This is a genomic window from Paenibacillus sp. JJ-223 (assembly GCF_927798175.1).
Lineage (GTDB): Bacteria > Bacillota > Bacilli > Paenibacillales > Paenibacillaceae > Paenibacillus > Paenibacillus hubeiensis.
In genome coordinates this window covers 51,509-75,706 of record NZ_CAKMMP010000006.1, presented here as the reverse complement: position 1 = coordinate 75,706, position 24,198 = coordinate 51,509, and the positions used below count along the sequence as shown (strand labels likewise).

Sequence of the window (24,198 nt, the reverse complement as noted above, 5' to 3'; positions counted from 1 at the left end):
TTTCGCCTCCTAGTTGTTTCCATAGCCTTGCGGGTGAGACTGATGCCAATCCCATGCGCTCTGAATGACGTCTTCCAGCTTCGAGCGTGTCGGGTTCCATCCCAATACCGATCTGGCTTTGGCGGACGACGCAACCAGCACAGCCGGGTCACCCGCGCGACGTGGCTCCTGCACAACCGGAATGTCGAGTCCGGTTACTTTTTTCGCCGTTTCGATGACTTGTTTGACGGAGAAGCCTTGGCCATTCCCCAAGTTGAACACATTGCTGTTCTCGCCCTTGCGCAAATAATCCACCGCTCGCAGATGCGCGTCGGCCAGATCGCTGACGTGGATATAGTCGCGGATGCAAGTGCCGTCTTCCGTCGGATAATCGTCGCCAAACACCGCGATATGCGAGCGCTGCTTCAGCGCCGTTTGCAGCACCAGCGGGATCAGATGGCTTTCCGGCTGGTGATCCTCCCCGATTTTGCCGCTTTCATGGGCCCCGGCTGCATTAAAGTAACGCAAGGACACGTATTTGATATTCTGCACCTTGTCAAACCAGGCCATCATGCGTTCCATCATGAGTTTGGTTTCGCCATATACGTTCGTTGGCTCGGTGCGGTCGCTTTCCTCGATCGGCACCTTCTCCGGCTCGCCATACGTAGCCGCCGTGGACGAGAAGACGATTTTGCGCACGTTCGCCGCGTTCATCGCTTCCAGCAGGCACAACGTACCGAATACGTTATTGTCGTAGTACTTGACCGGATTCTGCATGCTTTCGCCAACCAGGGAGTTTGCTGCAAAATGAATGACCGCATCGATCTCATTTTCGGCGAACAGCTTCGCCAGCAGTTCTTTGTCGCGCAAATCGCCCTCGTACAATTTACCGCCCAGAAGCGCCTCCCGGTGCCCTGTCTGCAAGTTGTCAAGCACAACCACTTCTTCTCCACGCTCAAGCAAAGCCGCCACTGTATGAGACCCAATATATCCTGCTCCACCCGTTACCAAAATCGCCATCTTACTTCGCCTCCTTCAATTCTTTGACACCGTCGCCTACACCGCAAACGTAGAATTCGCCCTTTAGTCCGGTACGAGACTCGTACGCTGCTCCTACTTCCTTCACAAAACGTTCTGCATCATCTTCATGAACTAAAGATACTGTACATCCGCCAAATCCTGCGCCCGTCATGCGCGCACCAAGCGTGCCCGGAATACGTCTTGCCTCTTCCACCATCACGTCCAGTTCTTCGCAACTGACCTCGTACAGATCGCGCAGCGATTCATGCGATGCGTTCATCAGCTGGCCGAACGTCTCAAGGTCGTTATTGCTCAGCGCCTCTACGGATGCAAGCACGCGAGCGTTTTCTTCAACGACGTGCCGTGCACGCTGTCTTACCTTTTCGTCCGTGATGTGTCCTTCATGCTCTGCAAATTGTTCCGGCGTCAGCTGCGCCAGATAGCCGAGCTCCGGCCGCTGCTCCTTCAGAATCGCGAGCGCTTGCTCGCACTGGGAACGACGTTCGTTATACGCGGAGTCCACCAGACCGCGGCGCTTGTTGGTATTGCCGATGATCAGCTTGTATGCACCGGTACGGAAAGGCACCTTTTTGTATTCAAGCGTGTCACACATCAACAGAATCGCGTGATCCTCGGCTCCGTTCGCCACGGCGAACTGGTCCATGATGCCGCAGTTGACGCCAACAAATTCATTTTCCGCTTTTTGGGAAAGAAGGGCAAGCTGTACGGTGTCGATATTTTCGATCCCTTCCAGCGCCTGGATCGCGAATCCCGTCAACACTTCGAGGGAAGCCGAGGACGAGAGGCCCGCGCCATTCGGAATTTCGCCATGATAGAGAAAATCGTATCCTCTGGTGACGTTCACGCCTTTGGCCTGCAGTTCAACCATGACGCCGACCGGGTAATCCGTCCACTCTCCCGTTTTCGCCTTGCCGATCGTTGCAATCTCCAGCAGCCCTTCGTACTCCATATTCGTCGAAGCCAGCTGCAGCTTGTCGTCCTGACGTTCCCGGATGATCAATGTTGTTCCGAATTCCAGCGCTGCCGGGAGAACGTAGCCACCATTGTAATCGATATGTTCCCCGATCAGATTCACGCGCCCCGGAGAGTGGAATACACGAATGGCATCTTTGCTCTCTCCATACCTTTCAATAAACTTTTGTTTCAATTGCTGGATGTCCATTGATGCGGCACCTCATCTCGATGTTGTTGTTTTTCTAAGCTCATTATATAAGAAAGCGATCTCCATCGAAATGAATGCATGTGTGATCTATATGGATAAATGTGACCTTTATATCTATAATGAGAAGAGTATGCCACGATCATCAAAGTGGAAAAAGACATGAAAAGGAGCATCAGGATGGCCAAACAGCACCATGATCCGCCACCCGCACGGGAAGCAGCAGCTGACAAGAAACAGGAATTCTCGGTCAAAAGCGGTGCCCGTACCTACTCGGTCGCCTCCAATCCGAAGTACCATGAACAAGGGACATTGCATGTCCTGTTTGCCGGAGCGAGCGAAACCCTGCCCGGGCATGCGCTTGGCCCCAAGCTATACGACTACTTCCTGCTTCATTATGTAGAAAAAGGAACCGGAACCTTCCAGACCGAGCTTCATACTTACGAATTGTCCGCAGGCGACTGTTTTCTCATTCATCCCGGCCAGTTGGTCAGTTACCAGTCCGATGAGCGGGATCCTTGGCAGTACCGCTGGATGGCTTATACCGGCAAACAAGCAGCAAAACTTACGCATGATGCGGGATTCCGGCCAGAAAAATCCGTTTTCCATGCCGGAACGGCCTGCGGCGTCGCAGAACAGCTTGCCAGGATTCAGGCGGCATTCACCGAGCGGAAGGAGAGCTCTCATTTTACGTCACTTGGCATGCTGTACATGATCCTCGCCGAAGCCCAAAATCATCTGGCCCAGGACGAGACACCCATCTCGGGGGAATCCTCCATTCGGCGCACGGTCAAACAAATGATTCGATATATGTCCACGCAATATGCATATCCGGTATCCATCGAACAGATGTCGGCCAGCCTGGGGTACAATCGCGCTTATCTTTCCCGCATTTTCAAACAGGAAACCGGCTTGTCGCCCGTGACGTACCTGCTGAAGCTGCGCATCGACAAATCGCGCCAGCTGCTGCGGGAACGACCGGATCTGTCCATCGAACAGGTCTCGGCTTCGGTTGGATTGCCGGATGCGCTCTACTTTTCGAAACAATTCAAGCGATTTCACGGCGAAGCGCCGAGCCACTACCGGGAACGCATTCTTTCGAGGGACATGCCTTTACAAAAATAAAGGAATGCAAAAAAGGGCAATCCCGGTTCAGAATCAACCGAATTTGCACCTTTTTCTTGAAAATTCACATTAAGCGGTAGGGCGAGCACTGTGCCGCCTTTATTTTTTCGAGCGGTCACCATGCTCCGGCCGCAGGATCGATTCGATCCGTTCCAGTTCCTCCTCGGAGAAATCGGGCTGGCTGAGCGCCGCGACATTCTCCTCGATCTGCGACGGCCGGCTGGCGCCGATCAATGCGGACGTCACTTTGCCGTTGCGGAGCACCCATGCCAGCGCGAACTGTGCCAGACTCTGTCCACGCGCCGCCGCAATCTGGTTCAGCGCGCGGACCTTGCGCAGCGTTTCCGGCGAAATGTTGTTTTCGTTCAGGAAAACCGAGGGCCCTTTGGCCCGGGAATCCTCCGGAATCCCGTTGAGGTATTTGTTGGTCAGCACCCCTTGCTCCAGCGGGCAAAATGCGATACTGCCTGCGCCATACTCTTCCAGAACATCCTGCAGTCCATCCTCGATCCAGCGGTCCAGCATGGAATAACGCGGTTGATGAATCAATAGCGGGGTTCCGAGCCCTTTGAGAATTTCTGCCGCTTCCCTTGTTTTCTCCGCCGGGTAATTCGATATGCCGACATATAGCGCTTTGCCGGATCGAACGATATGGTCAAGCGCTCCCATCGTCTCCTCAAGCGGTGTGTCCGGGTCGAAGCGGTGAGAATAAAAAATATCCACATAATCCAGGCCCATGCGCCGCAAACTTTGGTCCAGGCTGGATACCAGATATTTGCGGGAGCCCCAATCGCCGTAAGGCCCTGGCCACATGTAATACCCCGCTTTGGTCGAAATGACCAGTTCATCCCGATAAGACTTCAGGTCCTGGGCCAGCACCTGTCCAAACATCTGCTCCGCCGAACCTGCGGGAGGGCCATAGTTGTTGGCCAAATCAAAATGGGTGATGCCCAGGTCAAACGCCCGGGTAATCATGTTGCGGCCGTTCTCCGCATTGTTGATTCCGCCGAAATTATGCCACAGCCCGAGCGAAATGGCCGGCAGCTTCAAACCCGAACGTCCAACACGGTTATATTTCATCGTTTCGTAGCGTGCATCGCTTGCCACATAGACCATAAATGAATCCCTTCTTTCCCCAGGTTCCGCTTCCTTGCCGGCTGTCTGCCGAGAAATGCGGTCATTCAACACATGTCACGGTCAGCCGAGAAGCCGATCAACAGTATTCATTACCTCACCAATCGGATCGGTAATCAACAGATCGGCCCGATGATCGTAGGCGGTAGGCGTTGCGTTCAGCAGCACCGTATGTTTTCCGCGAAAATAGGTAATGAGCTGCGCGGCGGGCTGGACGGTCAGCGACGTTCCGCCAACCAGCAGCAGATCCGCGGAAGAGATCGCATCGACTGCCCCAAACAACACCGATTGGTCGAGCTGCTCCTCGTAAAGCACGACGTCCGGCTTGACGATTCCGCCGCAAGCCGTGCAGCGAGGCACGATCGATGCAGAATCGATCATGTGATCCAATGTATGAAAACGTCTGCAGTCCATGCAATAGTTCCGGTGGACCGATCCGTGCAGTTCCAGCACGGTATGGCTGCCTGCTTTTTGATGCAGGCCGTCGATGTTTTGCGTAATGACGGCCTGCAGGCGTCCTTCTTGCTCCAAACGGGCAAGCAATCGGTGGCAACCGTTCGGCTCTGCGTTTGGATGAAGCATTTTGCTGCGGTAGAAATCAAAGAAGATATCGGCATGCCGATCAAAAAAGCTGCGGCTCAGCAGCTCCTCCGGCGGATATGGGGAGTGCTGTTCCGTCTGATATAGGCCTGCAGCGGAGCGAAAGTCGGGAATTCCGCTTTCCGTCGAAGTTCCTGCCCCTCCAAAAAAAACGATCTTCTCGCTTTCCCGAATCCAGGAAATGAGCTGCTCGGTTGCGTTCATCCTCTCTCCCCCTTATGTGATGATGCTCCGTCAGGCATCTTTGATGATGCTGAGTTCAGCGTAATCTCGAATCATGATATCGGCGTCTCGTAACCGGGCCGCTTCGCCTCCTGGCGGACTTACGCCAATGAGCAAAGCAGCGCCTATGCTGCGCCCCATCTGCATATCGCCATTGCTGTCGCCGACGATTACTGCAGACTCCGGACGAATGTTCAGCTCACGGCAAGCCAGCAAGGCCGACTCTCCGTCGGGTTTGCCCAGGGTCACCCGGTCGCAGCCCACGATCGATGCAAAAAAAGGACGCAGCCCCATCCATTCCAGATGTTCTTCCGCTGCCGCCGTGCTATCGGAGGTGACGACGGCGAGCGGCAGCGCTGCTTCCATGCAGCTCCGGACAAATGCGGGCAGCCCATGCAAAGGCTCGGCATGCCGCTTCTCCCGCACATGGCACATCGCTTCTGTGGACATGCTCCGGATTGCGGTCACCGCGTCGTTCCACGCCATTCCCGCCGCATAGAGCTGCCCGGCCAGCAAACCGGTGCTTTCGTCCACGGTGGCAATGGCCAGCGGGCCCTGCGGATCATAACCCACAATCCGTCCATGCGGATCGTGCACCGTACCGAAGACCTGTTCCTTCGGCAGCGTAAACGTGCCACCCATCTGCTCCAGCTTCCGTTCAAGCTGATTCAGCAAAGATTCGGCCCACGGCCCCCATAACTGCAAAAATTCCAGCAGCGTGCCATCCTTGTCGAACAGAATGCCGTCGCAGGCGATCTGTCTGCCTTGCACCTGAAGTATTGCCATGGATATTCCTCCCGGAAACAAGGATGTATTACTCGATGCCGTGAAGCCAGTCGGAGATTGTTTTTACGGTCTGGGACTGCTGTTCCTGCACATCGATGCCGGCTTCACCGTCTCCGCTCTGATGGCCGTAATCGCCGAATTGCGAGTGGTTGCCTCCCTCAATCGTGTAATATACGGTATCTTCAGGCAAATATGAACGGCCTTTTTGGTACTTTTCGGCATTGACGACCTCATCCTTCGTGCCCAGAATGGACAAAGCAGGCATGCCTAACGATTTCACGCTTCCTTTTTCATCAGGATAGGAGGCGAGAAAAAATATGCCTTTCAACGCGTCCGGATGAGACGCAGCATACCTCGCAGCCATCGAGCCGCCCAACGAATGACCGCCCATAACGAATTGTTCTTCCGGGTATGCATTTCGAATGTCATCCGCCAAGTTCTGCTTCAGTACCGCCAGGTTAACAGGCATCTTGGCAATAATGGTGTGATGTCCCATCTCGGCAAGCCCGCGAGCCAGCGGGGCATAACTCTCCGGTTTGACCAAACCGCCAGGATAAAAGATGACGCTGACTCCTATGGATTTTGCAGGAGCGAAATCAATCCACTTTTCCTGTTCGCTGACGGTAATCTGCTCCGAGGTTTCCATAGCTTTGCCAGCCAGCTCCTGCGGCCCGTAAGGGGTCAACAGCTTCCAACCGACATATCCGCAACCAATGACGACAAGCGCCAAAAGCACCAGCAAAAATTTGCCGACGCCTCTTCTTTTGCGCCCTGTATTATAATTTTTTGCCAACGACGATCACCTTTCTCCGCTATCGCTGGTACCGGGTTCCGCGAGACAAGAGCCAAAGCTTCCGCATGGCCCTCGTCTTCGCATATTTCCGTTCTATTCGGCCTTGGCCTTGCGATAAGCGTCCATGTATTGTTCCGCCTTCCGCCGCACATGGCTCAAATCTCCCGTTTTGACCGCTTCGCTGGTCAGGTCGGACCCGATGCCCACGGCCACCGCTCCCCCTTTGATCCAGTCTCCCAGGTTGGAAAGCGAAACGCCGCCGGTTGGCATGAAATTCGCCTGCGGCATCGGGCCTTTCATCGTTTTGATGATAGATGGGTCGTACAGATTGCCTGGGAACAGCTTCACGATGTCCACGCCAAGCTCAAGCGCCCGCTGAACATCGGCAATCGTCATCACCCCCGGCAAGATAGGGATGCGATACAGGTTGCAGATCTGCACCGTTTCGGGGTTCAAGGACGGTCCAACGACAAACTCGGCCCCAGCCATGATGGCTGCACGCGCCGTCTGGGCTTCAAGGACAGTCCCGGCCCCGATGATGGCAAACTTTTCGGGATCCTGTGTATTCCAGTGATACATGCGGCTCAGTTTCTCAATGGCTTTCAGGGCGCTAGGCACCGTCATCGTAATCTCGATTACCTTGATGCCGCCCGCGATGGCCTGTTCAGCCATGGCAATGACCTGATCGGCGGAATCGCCGCGCAATACGGCGACAACGCCATTTTCCGTAATTTTCTGCAGCAGCTGAAGCTTCTTCATTTCGTTCTCTCCCTTGTCCATGTGGTTGTTCGGTACATCCCTTACATTTTCAAAAAAGAAGATGAGACATGCATGATTTCAGCAACAACTAACGCTCAACATGAGCCACGTTGTTCAATTTGGCCTCCACCTGATCCCAGGTCGGTAAAGCCTCCCAGTCACCCACGGCCTGAATGACCATGGAACCGGTCAGGTTACCCAGTCTTGTCGCTTCCTGGGGAGTATACCCTTTCAGGATGCCCGTCAAAAATCCGGCACAGAAACCGTCCCCCGCACCCACCGTATCGAGCACGTGATCTGCCTTGAAGTACGGAACTTCCGTTAGGGTACCATTGACCAATGCATAGGTCAAATCGGGTCCGCCCTTCACGATGCAGATTGCATTCATGGCGGACAGTCGTTCTAACACCTTGGCATCGCTATCTTCATCGTAAAGCAGTTTCATCTCGTCCAGCCCCGGCAAAAAGTAGTCGGCCTGCTCGGCAAGCCGAAGCAGCACGGGACGGGCTTCCTCGGCCGACCATAGCTTCAGGCGCAGATTCGGGTCAAAGCTCACCTTCACGCCAGCCTGTTTGGCGATATGTATGGCTGCCTCCACCGTTTCCAGCCCCGACGCGCTGATGGCGGCCGTAATGCCGGTGACATGCAATATTTTGGCACCGGCGATATAATCCGCGTCAAGATCATCCGGCGTCATTGCGCTGGCGGCGGAAAGCTTCCTATAATAGTGGACGGAAGCTTTGCCGGAAGCGTTCTCACGAATCATCAAACCCGTCGGTTCCGCATCGCTCATGCGGGCTCTCGAAACGTCCACGCCTTCGCCGCGGATCGCCTTCAAAATCATATGGCCGATCGGATCCTTGCCAAGGCGGCCAAACCAGCCGCTTGTATGTCCAAGCCGGGATACGCCGATCGCCAGATTGCTCTCCGCACCGCCGAACGATTTATCCAGCGAAGCCGCATATTCCAGCCCTCTCGTATCCTTTGCCGTCAACAATCCCATACTCTCGCCGAAAGTAATGATTTCGGGACTTCCTGAAGCAATAACAGGCATGATCTCTTTCCTCCCTATATTTACAATCCTCATCTTCTTTTACCATTGTCATGTTCGATGTAACCGTTGTCAATCCCTGCCGTTCATTTTGTTGTCACAGTTCATGGAATGGATAGCGCTTTCCCTTGTGAATTATATCACAATCAATACACAACTTCCGTATTACCCTTAATACAGATGCAAAAGACTCGCTTATGACGAGTCAACTGGGGGGCGACAGCATGAATGGCGGAATTCGACTTCGCGATGATCAAGAATCCTTTTTTTATAACCTGCGCTTTCTGCTCATCGTATGCGTACTTGTGGGGAACGCGCTGGAACCGCTTGTCGCCCGCTTTGCAGAAGCCGAAGCACTCTTCTTTTGGATCTATACATTTCATATGCCTTTGTTCGTCTGGGTGACCGGATATTTTGCCAAACCTTCCTTGAGGGGAACTTCCGGGCGCAGCACGCTGGCGCACATCGCATTGCAATATATCCTGTTTCAATCGTTGTATTCCTTGATGGATTATACGTTATTCCATACGCCGCACATGCGGCTTTCCTTCTTTGCTCCCTATTTGCTGTTATGGTTTTTGGCAAGCCATTTCTGCTGGAGGCTCCTGCTGCGGCTCACCCTGTCATGGAAACCCGTGCACCGCTTGACGGCGTCCATCCTGCTCGGCGTTCTTGCCGGGTACATGCCTGTGGACGGATTTTGGCTTAGCTTCAGCCGCACTTTTGTATTCCTGCCTTTCTTCATTATAGGATACGATTACGGCAGCAGCATCCGTTCCCGTCTGCGTTCAGGCTGGGGACGACGCTTCGCCGCCATATTTTCGGCCGGTATGCTGATATGGCTCTTACTTGGCGGACCACGGGTGGCGCATGGTTGGCTGATCGGCAACATGACTTATATGGAACTCGGACACCGCGAATGGTATGCAGGTTTTTACCGGCTTGGCATTTACGGGCTGCAGGTGGTCTCGGCCGCCATGTTTCTTGCGTGGGTACCGTTCATGACCTCCAGAATGACCGAGCTCGGCCGAAGAACGCTGTACGTATTTCTGCTGCACGGCTTTATCGTCCGCTTGGCCGTCTGGTCTGGCATCTTTGGACAGATTGAGAGCAGCTTGTATATTCCGGTCGTCATCGCGGTGGCTCTTCTGTTTGCGGTATCGCTCGCCCATCCGGCCGTTCGGCAAACGTTTCGTCCTTTGGTCGAACCGGATTTGACTCGTTTTTCATTGAAACGGCACCACATTTTCAAGCGTTCGGCCTGATGCAGCCTGCAAAAGATATCGCAAAGAAGGAAGCTGTTTAAAGCTTTTGCGCTCCACCCATCAATGTTTGAAACACTTCGCTTCATCCAGAGGAAGCCGGGCTCCAGTAAATTGGGCAGACGGCTTCTTTCTTATTGAATGTAGAAATATGACGACGATTGTGATAGACTCAATAGAAAAACCGGGCTTTTCATGAGTTTAAAGCAGCAAAGGAATGTTTAAACGATGGCAGCCTGATACCGGCCAAACCGGTCTATTTTTTAGAGTACAAGATGAAATTAAACGACAGATGCACTGCCTTTTTATTTCCATTCATGTTGCTCGATCACAATATATATTTGGGGGGAATACACCATGTCAGCCAAGAAGATGCGTTCCGATATGATCAAAAAAGGTTTTGACCGCGCACCTCACCGCAGTTTGCTCCGCGCGGCGGGCGTCAAAGAAGAGGATTTCGGCAAGCCGTTCATTGCTGTATGTAACTCTTACATCGATATCGTGCCAGGACACGTTCACCTGCAGGAATTCGGTAAAATCGTCAAGGAGGCCATCCGCGAAGCTGGCGGCGTTCCTTTTGAATTCAACACCATCGGCGTCGATGACGGCATTGCGATGGGACACATCGGCATGCGTTACTCGCTGCCAAGCCGCGATATCATTGCGGACTCCTTGGAGACCGTTGTATCGGCTCACTGGTTCGATGGCATGGTATGTATTCCGAACTGCGACAAAATCACGCCAGGCATGATGATGGGCGCACTGCGCGTCAACATCCCTACTGTGTTTGTCAGCGGCGGTCCGATGAAAGCCGGACGCGACAGCAACGGTAAAGCACTCTCCCTGACATCCGTATTCGAAGGCGTAGGTGCTTATCAAGCCGGCAAAATCGACGATAAAGGTTTGCTGGAACTCGAACAGTACGGTTGTCCTACCTGCGGCTCCTGTTCAGGTATGTTCACGGCCAACTCCATGAACTGCCTCGCCGAAGCGATGGGTCTGGCTATGCCGGGCAACGGTACCATCCTGGCGGTAGCTCCTGAACGCCGCGAGTTCGTTAAACAGTCTGCAAAACAATTGATGGAACTCATCAAAATGGACCTCAAGCCTCGCGATATCGTTACGCTGGAAGCGATCGACAACGCGTTTGCCCTGGATATGGCCATGGGCGGTTCCACGAATACGGTTCTGCATACGCTGGCGCTGGCGCACGAAGCGGGTCTTGAATACCCGATCGAACGCATCAATGAAGTAGCCAACCGCGTTCCGCATCTGGCCAAACTTGCGCCTGCATCCGATCTTCACATCGAAGACGTTCATAATGCGGGCGGCGTAAGCGCCGTGCTGAACGAGCTGCTCAAAAAACCGGGTGCGATCCACGCCGACTGCATCACCGTAACAGGCAAAACGATCCGCGAAAACGTGGAAAACTCGCCGATTCTGGATCACAACGTGATTCATTCGCTGGATAACCCCCATTCCGAAAAAGGCGGCTTGGCCGTATTGTTCGGTAACCTGGCCCCTCAAGGCGCCATCATCAAAGTTGGTGCGGTTGACAAGTCGGTTGGCGGCTATCACAAAGGCCCTGCAATCTGCTTCGACTCCCAGGATGATGCACTGTATGGCATCGCCAACGGCAAAGTCAAAGAGGGTCATGTCGTCGTTATCCGTTACGAAGGACCGAAAGGCGGCCCGGGCATGCCTGAGATGCTTGCTCCTACCTCCCAAATCGTTGGTATGGGGCTCGGCGCCAAAGTCGGCTTGATCACGGATGGACGCTTCTCCGGCGCATCCCGCGGCATCAGCATCGGTCATATCTCTCCGGAAGCGGCTGAAGGCGGTCCGATCGCCTTTGTTGAGGATGGGGACATCATCGAGCTTGACCTGAATAACCGCGTGATCCAATTGCACATCAGCGACGAAGAATTCGAAACTCGCCGCGCTGGCTGGAAAGGCTTTGAACCGAAAGTAAAAACCGGTTATCTGGCCCGTTACTCCAAACTCGTAACCAACGCCAGCAACGGCGGTGTATTGAAAATTTAATCGGCGAAGCGGATCTTTAGGGGTCCGCTTCACAACACACCGGAACGAACAAAGGCTGCTCCTTCATCAGAATGAAGGGCAGCCTTTTTCGTCTGTTCAGCGCAGGGGCAGCGTGCTTTAGCTCCGCTCTGCCAGTATATCGTTTTCGGGAGCAACAAACTCTTCTTCCGTTTCCTTCGCCTTCGCTGCAACAAATTCCGTCTGGCCGTAACGTTGCAGCAGGTCTTCTACGGGAATCACAATCAACTTGGGCACAAGCTTTTCCGATCGCTCGCGCAGCCGCTTTGTACCGGAAGGATGAATGACGCTTAGCAACAGCTTGAGGTAAACTTTGGAGGCGGAACTGAACGGCCCTGGCGGCAAATCGCGAATCGTAAAACCAAACTTCTCCGGTCCGCGATTGATCATGCTCACGCCATACAACGCTTTTGCGGATGAAAGTTCGGGATCGGCCGCGATCTGGCGCGCCAGATCCGGAAGCTGTTGTTCCATCGTACGGATCATGCGTATGGCTAAATGCATGCTGGAGCGAGAGGTGCTGCCCAATTCGAACAATTTTTTGTTGTCGAAATGCAGCTCGATCATCGGATCGCCATTGCGGAGCCTTTTTCCGCCTTCTAACTCGACCTGTGCCCCATGATACACCCGTGTTCGATAATGAAGCATGGGGTCCTTCGGCGATGCCGTCCGCAAATGGTAAACCCAGTGGAACAATTTCTCCCAACCTAACCAAGCAGCAACGATCACGCGTTTCCATAAGGTGAGTGGTTTGGCCGACTCCTGTTGTCCATTTCGGGATACCGCCACTTCTTTCCCCCCTCTCATCAACGTATCGATGCGCACGCTTCGCAGTCCCTGCTTTTGCGCCTTCTGCAATACGACCTCAAGCGCCTGCAGCATCTGTTCCGGAGCATTCGCGTCCGCTCCGAATGTCGTGCCGCGATCATGCAGCAGCATGACTTCACCGGCGCGCAGTTCCTTGAGCATGCGTTCTGTCAGCTTTTTGGCACCTACACGGCTTTTCCAATCCTCGAACATGGATGACCATAGAACGATCTGACGATCCTTTTTGCTGAAGAAATCAAACAAATTCATAATGCCCCACGGTGGACGGTAAAAACACGTTTTTTCCCCGGTAATCTCCTCAATGATCTGACCGGTACGCCGAATCTGTTCCTGAACTGTACGAGGCCGCATTAACCAATTGGTTTTATGGATATAGTTATGAATGCCGAGAAGATGTCCCTCCTCATAAATATCCCGGATCAGCTGCGGATGATTGGCAGCATGCTCCCCTACGACAAAAAACGTTGCCTTGGCGTCATATTGTTTCAGCAGCCGAAGCAGCCTTGGCGTATAAACGGGATCTGGCCCGTCATCGAAAGTCAAGGAAAAATCCGTATCGCTTTTGCCACGCCTGAATACCCGCAAACCGAAGATGCGACTGATCAGGCTCGGAATAAAGGCATAGAACGTTGAGATGTACAAAAGCCACAGCAAAATGCTCTGAAGTAAATTTGTCATGCTTGAATTCCCCGCTTCTAATGCTGAATTGCCTAAATGATGACTATGAAAAGTAAACCACCTTTAATTTTATCACAGTTCACGCTTTTCTTGAATGCCGATTTCCAAAAACAAGGCTATCGTGTACAATAAATGGATTAACGACATGACAAAGGAGTAAAGCCCATGCTTCCGTTGTACCGAAAATATGGACGAACCGTGTTTGACATCGCACTTCTGATATTGACAGTGTATTTTATCATGTACGGTTTTAGTCGATTATATCAGCTCGCCGCACCGGTATTCCTTTCCTTTCTTGTATATTGGATGATCGAACCCTTGGCGAGGTTCTTGCACCGGAAGGGATTGCCCAAGGCTGCCGGTTCTGCTATTTCGGTTTTGTTATTTTTGGCTCTGATTGTGGCTGCCTTTTTTGGGATCGGGTTGATTATTGTGTCGCAAATTGCCAATCTGCAAGGCAGCTTCCCTACGTACATCGCGATGCTTCAAAAAGAATTTACCAGCCTTGTCATCTGGACGCAGGATACGTCTGATGCGTTGCCCGACGGAATCATGGAAAAAATCAACGATTACTTTGCTACGCTGACAGGCCTTCTCTCGGGTTGGGTCACGAACGGTGCACAGTACATCATCGGATTTTTGACGTCATTTTCCACGTTTATCACCAATTTTGGAATTGCGATCATTTTGGCCTTTTTCCTTAGCATCGAGATTGAATCCTGGCGCAATTTTGCGCGAACCAAGACGCCAAAAACGTTAAAGAATGCCGTGGATTTCATGCGGAACCACGTCTTCAAAACGATTCGTGCTTACCTGAAGGCACAGGTCGTCATGATGCTGATCACCTTTGTGATTATTTACGTTGGACTGCTCATTCTGGGAACGAACAACGCATTCACCATTGCAGCTATATGCGCGGTCGTCGATCTTGTGCCTCTGCTCGGCGTGCCCGTTGTGTTCATTCCCTGGATTGCCTATCTTTTCGTAGTGGGGGACAGTTCGCTAGCCATAGGGTTAATCGTATTGCTGGCCGTGACGATGCTGACACGCCAACTGCTGGAGCCCAAAATATCCGGAAATTCCATCGGGGTATCTTCCGCGTATTTGATGCTTTCCTTCATGCTGATCTCGCTCTCGATTTTCGGCATAGCCGGGGTGGTCCTGTCTCCGGTGCTGTTGATCCTGCTCAAAGAGCTGCTGCAGCAGGGCTACCTTCAACGATGGATTCACCTGCCTAAAGACGAGTTCGATTCGTCCCCTCTGGTCATGGACACCCCTGTTCACGAGAGCGGAACCAGAGCCGGGACTGAGGGTGATCAAGCCGAGTTCCCTGCAGCGTCCCAAGCTCATGAAGAGGATTCGGACAAATAATCCATCACTTGACGGAACAAATCCGTCGCTTGATGGCGACCACCTGGCTTCACATGCTGAACCAATACGGCAACGGCATATCGCGGTTGCTCCACAGGTCCGTAGCCTATAAACCATTGATGATTCAACTTCTCGCCCTTCCTTACAACCTGAGCGGTGCCCGACTTCCCTGCAACATGCCACCTGGCGCGCTGCAGGGATTTTCCCGTTCCATCGCTGACCACCTTGCCCATCCATGTGAGCAGGCGATGCGCCGTCGACGGGGAGATGCGCCCGAAGCGGGACGGCGACGTTTGCAGGGGCATGTCCAGCATGGTTCCTCCATCGGCATAACGAATGCGCTGGACCAGTCGCGGGGCTCTCACTTCGCCGTCATGCAGTAATGTTACGACCAGGTTGGCCGCTTGGAGCGGGGTAACCCGGGTGTCTCGCTGCCCGATTGCCGTTTGTGCCCTAGCCCCCTCATCATCCGCGACAACCGTCGGCAGACTGACCCTGCCCGCATCTTCGTGGTCAAAATGGCGCAAGAGCGGCATGCCTGCCATTTGCTTATGTTCCCATCCAACTGTTCGGGCCAAACCAAGCTCATCCGCAGTACGTTCAAGCTGTTTCATCGTGAGTCGTTCGGACGTCTCGGCAAAAACGATGTTGCAGGAGCGGGCAAACCCCTGCTCCAGATTGAGCGTACCATGCCCGTGTTCTTTCCAGCAGGAAAGGCCGTATTTCCCCCAATCGCCTTCGCAATGGAATTTCTCTTTGCCCGATACGGCATGGGTTTCAAGCGCTGCCGCCGCCGTCACGATTTTGAAGATGGAACCGGGCGCAGCCTCCTTTACGGCACGATTGGCCCAGAAAGATTGCCCAGGATCGACGTGGGCAGCATTATAGAACGGCATGGACACCATGGCGCGTACATCGGCGTTCGCCGCATCCAATACAACAACAGCCCCCTCTTTCATGCCGGAGCGCTCGGCCATCTGCTCCAGTTTATGCTGCATTTCTACATCGATGGTCGTTTCGACTTTTAACGGATAATGGCCGTTATGGGGTGCAATCACGCGAGGAGCGAGTTCTGGAATGGCTTCCCCCGCTCCATTCACCATTCTGGTCAACAACGTGGGACCGACCCCCATCAACAACGGCTCCAACGTCCGTTCCAGTCCGGCTGCACCTCGTTTTAAAGCAAAAGGCTGCCTGACCTCATCCCGGTGACCTTGCAGCTTTCCAGCCTCGTTTGGCAGTTCAGCCAAATAGCCGAGCCACTGCATGCCTGAACGTTGTAATCCTTCGTAACGCGTCATCATCGGATAAACCTCTGCGTTGGCCGGTTTCAATTGGCGAATGCGCAATATTTGCCGCTCATTTAACGGAGCGGGAGCATTTTTGCCTGCCGTCCAGAAATGGGGAGCATATCCTTGCTCCCATTCGCTTAAGATTTGTTCAGGGGCGGTATGCAAAATATTCGCCAACTTCACTGCGGCGAGATGGTTTGCAGAAGCAGCAGCTTTCTTTTCCGACGGGTTGGGGGATGGAAAAAGCACGAGCCCCCAATGCATATTTCCCGTGATCGGCCTGCCTTGGAAATCCGTGAAATGCCCCCTTCCCGAATCGAGCATAACCCCGCGCTCCCGCTGCAATACGGACATTTCCCGCAGCGTATGTTGAAAGCCCGGTACGACCCGATTGGCCTGTATCGTTTGAATCCACCCGAGCCGGAGCACAAGCAATGCGATCAACCCCGTCAACATCATGCATCCGATCCAAATTCTCCGCTGCCGTTCCATAATCATCCCCTGCCTTCCGCTCATCATTTGGGATAGTATCCATCATCCAAACTGGGATTATTCGGAAAAGAAAAAAACCGTTCCGGATGATGCCGGAACGGCGTGAAATGAAATGGTTAACAGCTCACATTAGACTGTAAACCGGGACAATGTATCTTTAAGTTCGGCGGAGACGTTCTCCAGCTTCTCGGACAGTTTCACCAGTTGGTTGCTGATGTTTTGCTGCTCGCTGCTCAGTGAAGCAACCTCTTCGGACGTTGCCGAAGATTGTTCTGCCACTGCGCTTACGTTGCTCATCGCTTCGGACAACGTCGTTTGAGCTTCATTCAAATCCTCGATGGAATCCGTCACGGAATCCAGACGTTCAACGAAAGCACCCATTTGCTGCTGAACCGAGTCAAAAATGACGTTGGTGTCTTTAACGGCATCCATTTGCTCTTTGAACAAAGGATACGCGGCAGACAGTGCTTCCACCGTTGCATTCATCTCGTTCATAATGTTGTCGGCAATCTCGCCGACCATGTCGATGGATTTTCTGGATTGCTCCGCAAGCTGGCGAACCTCGTCCGCCACAACCATGAATCCTCTGCCTGCCGCTCCGGCTCGGGCGGCCTCAATGGTCGCATTCAAGGACAAAATATTCGTTTGCTTCGTAATGTTTTGCAGTACTTCAAGCACTTTGAGCACGGACGACGTGCTATCTTTAAGGGAATCGACCTTTTTGACGAGTGCGCCAATCATTTCTTCGGTCTTCTGCGTTTTGGTCATGAGCTGATTCAAATGCCGCGTTCCCTGCTCGCTGGACTGTTCAACATGGCGAGCGGATTGCCCCATCTGTTCGTTAGCCGATATCACGCTGGCCATCTGGGTCGAAATGTTATCGGTCAATTCATTGCCACGCTCGGCTTCAGTAGCCAAGCTGCTCGCTCCGCCGGCAATCTCCTCCGTGGCGACAGCAATTTCCGAAGCGGAAATCGCCGTTTTCTTCGAAGCGCTGCTCAATTCGGTAGCGGTATCCAATACCTCGCGGGCCGAACGGTTGGTTTGCTCGACGAGATTGGTAATCTGCTCCATCATGAGGTTGAAGGCGGACGACAATTGGCCGATTTCATCACGCGAAGTGAATGGTGTTCGCACTCTCAGATTTCCCTTCGCTCCTTCTTGCATCAAATCCTTTAATTTGGCGAGCGGACGGGCAATCATGCGTACCATCCACATGCCGATCAATACCGCAATGGCTGCGTCAACCAAAGCCATCCACAGCGTCGTCGTCAGAATGCCTTTGGCGTCTTTGACCAGCATGGACGTTGGCACCATGCCGATCAGTTTCCAACCCGAGGTGTCCATCGTGCTGTACACAACGAGCATTTCCGTGGATTTTCCGTCAAGCGTATAAGAAGCATTAACGCTTCCGGTATTTTCGGTCAGGTCCTTCACAAAGGATAATTCGGTTTCCTTTCCAGTTCGGTCGGAAATGCTGGATGCCACCACTTTGTTGTCGGGAGCAATCAGCTGCAGAATGGCCCCTTCACCCAGGTTGAGCGATTTCAGCTGCTCTTCGAGCACTTCCAGCTTCAGCTCAATGATGAGCACATAAGACAAACTGGAGCCCTGCAGGTTTTTCATGGAACGGGCGATGCGGAACGTTGGTGTGCCTCCGTCTTCCGGAACTTCCGTTGGAAGCCAGCGATATCCGCCGGATTCGGTAATCTCGGCATACCAAGGTTCATTGCGGATATTGGCCACGCTGGAACTGTTGCCGCCCGTGCCCATCGTCGATTTCGTTTCATCCGTGGGCACCAGATAAATCGCTTCCATGGATTTGTTTGTAAATGCAACGTTGGACAACTGTTTATTGATGGAGCTTGAATTGATGAAACTATCGTAGGCCGACAAATTTTTATCGCCCATTTTTTGCAGCAAACTTTGCATTTCCGGATCAAAGAAAATCTGCGTGGACGTATCCACGAACCGCTCCAGAATGATATCCATTTTCTCCTTGGTCTGATCGATCGTTTCCTGATTTGCCCGTGAAGCGTTTTCTTCAATCGTGCCCTTTGCCTTGGAATAGGACAATAGGCCCAAGCTTACCACAAAGACCATAATGGCCGTGAAAAAGACCAAAAACAGCTTCACGCCCACCGATTTGATCGGGTTTGCTTTTTTGATCTGTGAAAACGTCGTCCCCCCCACCTGTTTCCATTCGATCTTGTTCAAGCGAAGCTTGCCCAAGCCTGATTTAAGAGGCTTTTCGTTCGGGCTCTGTCCATCACCCGTTGCCTTGCCTTTGAACAGCTTCACCTTCTTGAATATATTTTCTTTGGGTGTCTTTGTGTTCTTCTCCCTCTTCTCCTGTACCGATTTACCTAATTGTTCCCCGCTGTCTTTCTGCTTCTTTTGGACCAATCCCATTCACCTGCCAGTTTTTACTTGTTGTATTTTTTCTCTCCCCTATAATGTTTATTTATTCGACAACTTTCCCCTTTCCCCTCTCCTTTTGTAAAATTTCTTTACAACTTTTTTCCTATTTTTCTATAAAAAAAAGACCCCCGTTTGCCGATATACGGAGGTCTTTTCAGCGCAATTTATAACACAATGTTGTTATTTTATAACATTATTTTGTTTATTCATAGGAAATACAGCCTATTTCTTTTTTCTCATCATGTCAAAATAGGATACAGGCTGATCCACCTTCATTTTGACAGGCTGCAGCGGGTGGCGTGCCGCATCGAGAACATTGCCCTCTTCGTCGCGAAGCTCACCGACCACCTGTTTGAAAAACGTGCCCCCTGGACCGAAAAATTCGATTTCTTGCCCAGGTTTGAAATGATTGCGCTGCTGAATGGTTGCGATGCCCGTAGCGGCGTCGTAATCCAAAACCAGTCCGGCAAAATCATAAGGCACCGCTTTTTCTTCCGGCTCATAGATATGATCCTCATGATCCGGCGTATCATAGAAAAAGCCGGTATTCAGCGGACGATTGGCTGCCTTGTTTATTTCTTCGACCCACTCCGGCTTCAGCACGTAGTTTTCCGGATCAGCCATATAGGCGTCAATCGCTTGCCGATATACGTTAACGACCGTCGCCACATAGTGGATCGATTTCATGCGTCCTTCAATTTTGAAGCTGTCGACGCCGACATCGATCAACTCGGGAATATGCCCGATCATGCACAAATCCTTCGACCCCATCGAGAATGCATTATCATTTTCCTGGAAGAGCGGCAGTTGATTTTCACCCAGCTTAAATGGCGCAGGCGATTTCATCTGCATCTCCTCTTCGCTAACCCATACCGCGTCTTCGCGCGCATCCTCGAACAGGTCATATTTCCAGCGGCAAGACTGGCAGCATCCGCCCCGGTTGGAATCGCGATCCGTAAAGTGGTTGGACAATACGCAGCGTCCCGAATATGAAGAACACATCGCTCCATGGATGAATGCCTCAATCTCGATATCCACGTTGGCTTTGATTTCTTCGATTTCCTCAAAGCTGGTTTCCCGCCCAAGGACGACACGCGGCAATCCTTCCTCTTTCCAAAACTTCACCGCCTGCCAATTCAGCGTCGACTGCTGGGTGCTCAAATGCACCTCCAGGCCCGGAACCGCCCGCTGAGCCACTTCGATAATGGCCGGATCGGCCACGATGACGGCAGCAATGCCCGCGTTGTACAGGTTTTGCAGGTACTCCTCGATGCCCTCGATATCTTCGTTATGCGCATAGATGTTAGTCGCCACAAATACCTTCGCACCGTATTTGTTAGCGAACTCCACGCCTTCGCGCATTTCCTCGAAGCTGAAATTGTCGGCGTTGGAGCGCAGACCGTAGGCCTGACCGCCGATGTATACCGCATCCGCGCCGTAGTGGATGGCGAATTTCAATTTTTCCAAATTCCCTGCCGGAGCGAGCAGCTCCGGTTTGTCCAGGCGGTTCCGTTTGCCTGAAAATTTGCGTTTGACCGCCACTGCTTCCATAACGTTCACCTCTTTCATTAATACACCTGTTCCTTATAGAAAAAGCCAAAAGACAACTCCCGCTCGGGGTCCTGCAGCTCACGCACCCGCTCCAGCCATTCATCCCGATATTCATAACCTTCAGGATCAGCCTGATAGCTGTCGATTGCCGCACGATAGGCACGTACGGCCGCTTCATTATAAGCGAGAGGTTTGAGGATGCCTTCGATTTTGAAACTATGCACCCCCGCCTCCATCAGCAGATGCAAATCCTCCAAAATGCAGATATCTTCCGAACTCATGATATGTGTACCGTTCAGATCTTCATAAATCGGGAATTTCTCATCGCGGCGCTCTGCCTCAATCAGGAAAAGGCCTCTTTCTTTGCCCAAATCCCCTTCCACGGGACGGCCTTGGTGAGCCATGTAGCTCTGTACCAGGCTGCGCTTCGAATGATAAATATTCGTCATGCCGTGAACCTGCACTTGGGCTTCCACCTTCAAATAAGGCATCATCTCGGTGATTTCGTCCATGTTCAGCTCGCGTGCCAAGACGACACGGCTAGCCCCTTTGCTTCCCCAATAGTTGGAGGTCGCATAGTTTGTGGAAGTCATCTCGGCGTTCCAATGCAGCTTGATGTGCGGAGCAAGCTCGCGCACGGCGCGGAGCACGGACGGATCGTTAAACTCCACCGCATGAATGCCGATTTGCCCCAGAGCCTGCACATATTCGGGAATTTCCTTCAAAAGCTCGTTCGACATCAGGTTGTTCATGGATACAACCACACGGGCATTGTGTTTGGCGGCGATGTGAACCACCTCTGCCGTTTCCTCGAGGCTGAAGCTCCCCGCAAGGCGCATCCCGAACCGATCGTCTCCGATGAGCAGGGCATCCGCCCCGGCCTGAAGAAGAGCCTCCGCTTCCTTTACATTGGCTGCCGTGACAAGCAGCTCATGTCTGTTACTCATTTCCATCCCTCCGCTTATTGCGCAGCCTTACTTTTGGCTATATTTTGCTGATGTTCCTTGTACGTTCTGGCAAACAGATGCTCCGAGGAGCCGTCTTTCTTGGTCACATAGAACAAGTAGTCCGAAGCTTGCGGTTCCAGTGCCGCCTTAATGGACGCCAAGCTTGGGCTCGCAATCGGTCCCGGCGGCAGTCCTTTATTCAGGTACGTATTATAAGGACTCTGAACTTTCAGATCGGCAAAGAGCAGCCTTGCCTTCGGTTTGTCCAACAAATATTGCACCGTCGCATCGATCTCCAGCTTCATGTCCCGGTTGATCCGGTTATAGATCACGCCGGCCACAAGCGCGCGTTCCTTGTCCACTACAACTTCCCGTTCAACGAGCGAGGCAACGGTCAACAGTTCATGCAGAGACAAGTTCCGCTCCTTCAGCTTCGCTTCCAGATCGGGAATCGTCTGCAGCCGGGTCTCCAGCTCTTCCATCATGCGCTGCATGACGTCATGGGTGGAGCTATCCTTTTTCACCTCATACGTTTCGGGAAAAAGATATCCTTCCAACACGTAACGCAGTTCTTCGTCCACAGGAGCACCCTTGATGAGGTCCAGGTCGAATGCGGACGGCTCATTGGCCAATGTAATGAATTCTTCCCGGTTCACGATGCCCTCCTCGGACAGCTTGTCCGCCATTTGCAGTATCGTGTAACCCTCGGGAATGGTGAATTTCACCATTTCCTCGGGCACAACATCACCGCTGCTGAGCTTGCTAATAATTTCATCAAAGGTCACGCCGGGATTCATCGCGTACGTGCCTGCCATGAAATTTGAACCCTGGTTCTTCCATTTCAAATAGGCTTTAAATGCAAGCGAGCTCCGGATCAACCCCTCCCGCTGCAGTTGGTCCGCAATGGCCGAAGTTCCCGAACCGCTCTTAATCTCCAGCGTGATCGGCGTTTCCGAAGCCTGGACTGGGCGTGTCAAACTCCAGGCATATGTGCCGGCCCCTCCCGCGGCAATGATGATAATAAGCAGAATGACTATAATCGCTTTTCCTTTCAAAAAAGACACAACTCCTCTACACAACCAAAAAGAGCGGACTGCTCCGCCCTTTCGGTTTCTACAATTTGAAGCTGATCAATCTTCATCAATCGGAAGTGTGCATTCATCATACAGCTCCGAAATGTTCTCCCACTCGTCATCATCGTCAATGGTAACCAGTTCAGGCATGACCTGGCCTTCTTTGGCAGGCAAAACCCGCAAGAGCTCTACCTCGTCGTATGGCCGCAGTGAACTGCGAAGCACCGCATATTGCTGACCCTTCACCTCAAATTCAGCCAGCAAGTCATACGGATGCGATTTACCGTTCTCTTCTTCAAGTTCAACGTGGGCACCATAAGCCAAACGCAGCGAATCTGTCCATTTTAGGTCTTTGCGGCTGTATTCTGTCATTTAGTTCGCTTCCTCTTCATCTTCTGCAAGAAATGTATTAAAGGTTTCCTCAACGATTTCCCATTCGGCATCGTCCTGGATCACGAAAAGTTTAATGTCGTCTCCCTCTTCTTCGTAACGGAATGCATAAACATCCGTTTCGCCATCTTCGGGTTCAACCGGAGCAACCATCATGTACTTGGCCTCCGAACCGTCCACCTCAAATTTCATGATGACTTCGAATTCCTCTTCATTACCCTCATCATCCGCGATGTAAATAATCTCCGATTCTTCTTCCATACCCAGTCGATCTTCAGCCATTGTTGATCCCCCTCACCTTGTACTGTTTGCATCCAAATAGTTTTGCAAAATCAAGCTGGCAGCCATCTTATCTACAACCTGCTTGCGTTTTTTGCGACTGACATCCGCTTCGAGCAGCGTTCGTTCTGCTGCCATCGTTGTCAGCCGTTCATCCCAAAGGTGAACGGGTAAATTCAATTCGCCACGCAGGCGCTCGGCAAACGCCATGCAAAGTTCGCCACGCGGCCCTACGGTGCCGTTCATGTTTTTGGGGAGCCCTACGACGATTTCACCAATCTCGTGCTCACGCACAAGCTCGGCAATTCGACCAAACTCGCCTTCATCACGGCGGCGTTCAAGCACTTCCAATCCCTGGGCAGTCCAACCGAAGGCGTCACTGACGGCAACTCCGATTCTTCGGTCCCCATAATCCAAACCTAGTATTTTCATCGATGCTCTCCCATCCTCAAGCCTGCTTAGGGGAAAACGCCTTCCCTTCTCAAGCTCCAGGCTGTCTTCTGTCGGTTATGCTCTTCCTGCCTGCTTGGATGCAATGCAGAAAGAGCGATATCCTTTACCGGTGATTGGCCAGATAAGAACGAACAAGCTCTTCAATGAGCTCATCGCGCTCTTTTTTTCGGACCAGACTGCGCGCATTATTGTGACGAGGGATGTAGGCGGGGTCACCCGAAATGAGGTACCCGACGATCTGGTTGATCGGATTGTACTCCTTATCCACCAGGGCATCATACACCGTGAGCAGAATCTCTTTGGAGGAAGCTTCCTGCTCATCACCCTTCACGTTGAATTTAACCGTCTTATCCATGGAGTCCATTGATGACACCTCACTTCTGCATGAACATGGGGACCATGTTCTGCCGAATTGATTACTGCTTCTATAATAACATATTCTGACTCCTAC

Annotated in this window: 22 protein-coding genes; 4 read left to right on the top strand and 18 right to left on the bottom strand. The window is 52.4% G+C overall.

All coding sequences use genetic code 11. The features are described from left to right. Positions 1-9: 9 nt before the first annotated feature. Complete coding sequence (gene galE / locus L6H98_RS12520) at positions 10-999, bottom strand: UDP-glucose 4-epimerase GalE (RefSeq protein WP_236415498.1); 990 nt, start codon at positions 997-999, stop codon at positions 10-12. Between the two features lies 1 nt (position 1,000). Further along, complete coding sequence (locus L6H98_RS12515; RefSeq protein ID WP_236415497.1) at positions 1,001-2,182, bottom strand: galactokinase; 1,182 nt, start codon at positions 2,180-2,182, stop codon at positions 1,001-1,003. Positions 2,183-2,359: 177 nt separating this feature from the next. On the opposite strand from L6H98_RS12515, the gene L6H98_RS12510 reads away from it, so the two are divergent. Beyond that, positions 2,360-3,304 carry an AraC family transcriptional regulator gene (locus L6H98_RS12510; protein WP_236415496.1) on the top strand — a complete coding sequence of 315 codons (945 nt, stop codon included), beginning with the start codon at positions 2,360-2,362 and terminating at the stop codon, positions 3,302-3,304. A 99-nt stretch (positions 3,305-3,403) separates the two neighbouring features. Here L6H98_RS12510 and mgrA read toward each other — a convergent pair whose 3' ends face one another. The 6 genes from mgrA to L6H98_RS12480 form a co-directional block, all read right to left on the bottom strand. Continuing rightward, the gene (mgrA, locus tag L6H98_RS12505) at positions 3,404-4,420 is read right to left on the bottom strand and encodes an L-glyceraldehyde 3-phosphate reductase (RefSeq protein ID WP_236415495.1); all 1,017 of its coding nucleotides are present in this window, start codon (positions 4,418-4,420) and stop codon (positions 3,404-3,406) included. An 81-nt stretch (positions 4,421-4,501) separates the two neighbouring features. Beyond that, positions 4,502-5,242, bottom strand: a complete 741-nt coding sequence (locus L6H98_RS12500; RefSeq protein WP_236415494.1) for an NAD-dependent protein deacylase — start codon at positions 5,240-5,242, stop codon at positions 4,502-4,504. A gap of 30 nt (positions 5,243-5,272) precedes the next feature. Next, positions 5,273-6,046, bottom strand: a complete 774-nt coding sequence (locus tag L6H98_RS12495) for an HAD-IA family hydrolase (protein ID WP_236415493.1) — start codon at positions 6,044-6,046, stop codon at positions 5,273-5,275. A 28-nt stretch (positions 6,047-6,074) separates the two neighbouring features. Further along, positions 6,075-6,839: an alpha/beta fold hydrolase gene (locus tag L6H98_RS12490; protein ID WP_236415492.1), complete on the bottom strand. Its 765-nt coding sequence runs from the start codon at positions 6,837-6,839 to the stop codon at positions 6,075-6,077. A gap of 93 nt (positions 6,840-6,932) precedes the next feature. Beyond that, positions 6,933-7,598 (bottom strand): bifunctional 2-keto-4-hydroxyglutarate aldolase/2-keto-3-deoxy-6-phosphogluconate aldolase, encoded by a 666-nt coding sequence (locus L6H98_RS12485; RefSeq protein ID WP_236415491.1) that lies wholly within the window; start codon positions 7,596-7,598, stop codon positions 6,933-6,935. Between the two features lie 88 nt (positions 7,599-7,686). Then, positions 7,687-8,652: a sugar kinase gene (locus tag L6H98_RS12480; RefSeq protein ID WP_236415489.1), complete on the bottom strand. Its 966-nt coding sequence runs from the start codon at positions 8,650-8,652 to the stop codon at positions 7,687-7,689. 221 nt (positions 8,653-8,873) lie between these two features. Here L6H98_RS12480 and L6H98_RS12475 point away from each other — a divergent pair, with 221 nt between their 5' ends. Together L6H98_RS12475 and ilvD are read left to right on the top strand one after the other, a co-directional pair. After that, positions 8,874-9,914: a fucose 4-O-acetylase gene (locus L6H98_RS12475; protein ID WP_236415487.1), complete on the top strand. Its 1,041-nt coding sequence runs from the start codon at positions 8,874-8,876 to the stop codon at positions 9,912-9,914. Positions 9,915-10,268: 354 nt separating this feature from the next. After that, the gene (ilvD, locus tag L6H98_RS12470; protein WP_236415485.1) at positions 10,269-11,954 is read left to right on the top strand and encodes a dihydroxy-acid dehydratase; all 1,686 of its coding nucleotides are present in this window, start codon (positions 10,269-10,271) and stop codon (positions 11,952-11,954) included. Between the two features lie 117 nt (positions 11,955-12,071). Here the strand turns inward: ilvD and L6H98_RS12465 are convergent, their stop codons facing one another. Beyond that, positions 12,072-13,478: a polysaccharide deacetylase family protein gene (locus L6H98_RS12465; protein WP_236415484.1), complete on the bottom strand. Its 1,407-nt coding sequence runs from the start codon at positions 13,476-13,478 to the stop codon at positions 12,072-12,074. Positions 13,479-13,643: 165 nt separating this feature from the next. Between L6H98_RS12465 and L6H98_RS12460 the strand changes: the two genes are divergently transcribed. Continuing rightward, the gene (locus L6H98_RS12460; protein ID WP_236415483.1) at positions 13,644-14,849 is read left to right on the top strand and encodes an AI-2E family transporter; all 1,206 of its coding nucleotides are present in this window, start codon (positions 13,644-13,646) and stop codon (positions 14,847-14,849) included. Here the strand turns inward: L6H98_RS12460 and L6H98_RS12455 are convergent. From L6H98_RS12455 to L6H98_RS12415, 9 genes are all read right to left on the bottom strand, one after another. Continuing rightward, complete coding sequence (locus L6H98_RS12455; RefSeq protein WP_236415482.1) at positions 14,825-16,639, bottom strand: penicillin-binding transpeptidase domain-containing protein; 1,815 nt, start codon at positions 16,637-16,639, stop codon at positions 14,825-14,827. The two genes, L6H98_RS12460 and L6H98_RS12455, sit on opposite strands and share 25 nt — an antisense overlap. Before the next feature lie 123 nt (positions 16,640-16,762). Further along, complete coding sequence (locus tag L6H98_RS12450; RefSeq protein WP_236415481.1) at positions 16,763-19,045, bottom strand: methyl-accepting chemotaxis protein; 2,283 nt, start codon at positions 19,043-19,045, stop codon at positions 16,763-16,765. A 231-nt stretch (positions 19,046-19,276) separates the two neighbouring features. Continuing rightward, entirely contained in the window at positions 19,277-20,605 is a 1,329-nt protein-coding gene (locus L6H98_RS12445) for a U32 family peptidase (RefSeq protein ID WP_236415480.1), read from the bottom strand. Between the two features lie 17 nt (positions 20,606-20,622). Continuing rightward, positions 20,623-21,552, bottom strand: a complete 930-nt coding sequence (locus tag L6H98_RS12440) for a peptidase U32 family protein (RefSeq protein WP_236415479.1) — start codon at positions 21,550-21,552, stop codon at positions 20,623-20,625. A 14-nt stretch (positions 21,553-21,566) separates the two neighbouring features. Further along, complete coding sequence (gene mltG / locus L6H98_RS12435) at positions 21,567-22,607, bottom strand: endolytic transglycosylase MltG (RefSeq protein WP_236415478.1); 1,041 nt, start codon at positions 22,605-22,607, stop codon at positions 21,567-21,569. A gap of 75 nt (positions 22,608-22,682) precedes the next feature. Further along, on the bottom strand, positions 22,683-22,997 hold the full coding sequence (locus L6H98_RS12430; RefSeq protein ID WP_236415477.1) for a DUF1292 domain-containing protein: 315 nt from the start codon (positions 22,995-22,997) through the stop codon (positions 22,683-22,685). Further along, positions 22,998-23,297, bottom strand: coding sequence for a DUF1292 domain-containing protein (locus tag L6H98_RS12425; protein WP_236415476.1), 300 nt, complete (start codon positions 23,295-23,297; stop codon positions 22,998-23,000). A gap of 12 nt (positions 23,298-23,309) precedes the next feature. After that, on the bottom strand, positions 23,310-23,726 hold the full coding sequence (ruvX, locus tag L6H98_RS12420; RefSeq protein WP_236415475.1) for a Holliday junction resolvase RuvX: 417 nt from the start codon (positions 23,724-23,726) through the stop codon (positions 23,310-23,312). 124 nt (positions 23,727-23,850) lie between these two features. Then, positions 23,851-24,111 carry an IreB family regulatory phosphoprotein gene (locus L6H98_RS12415; protein ID WP_036616950.1) on the bottom strand — a complete coding sequence of 87 codons (261 nt, stop codon included), beginning with the start codon at positions 24,109-24,111 and terminating at the stop codon, positions 23,851-23,853. Positions 24,112-24,198 lie beyond the last annotated feature (87 nt).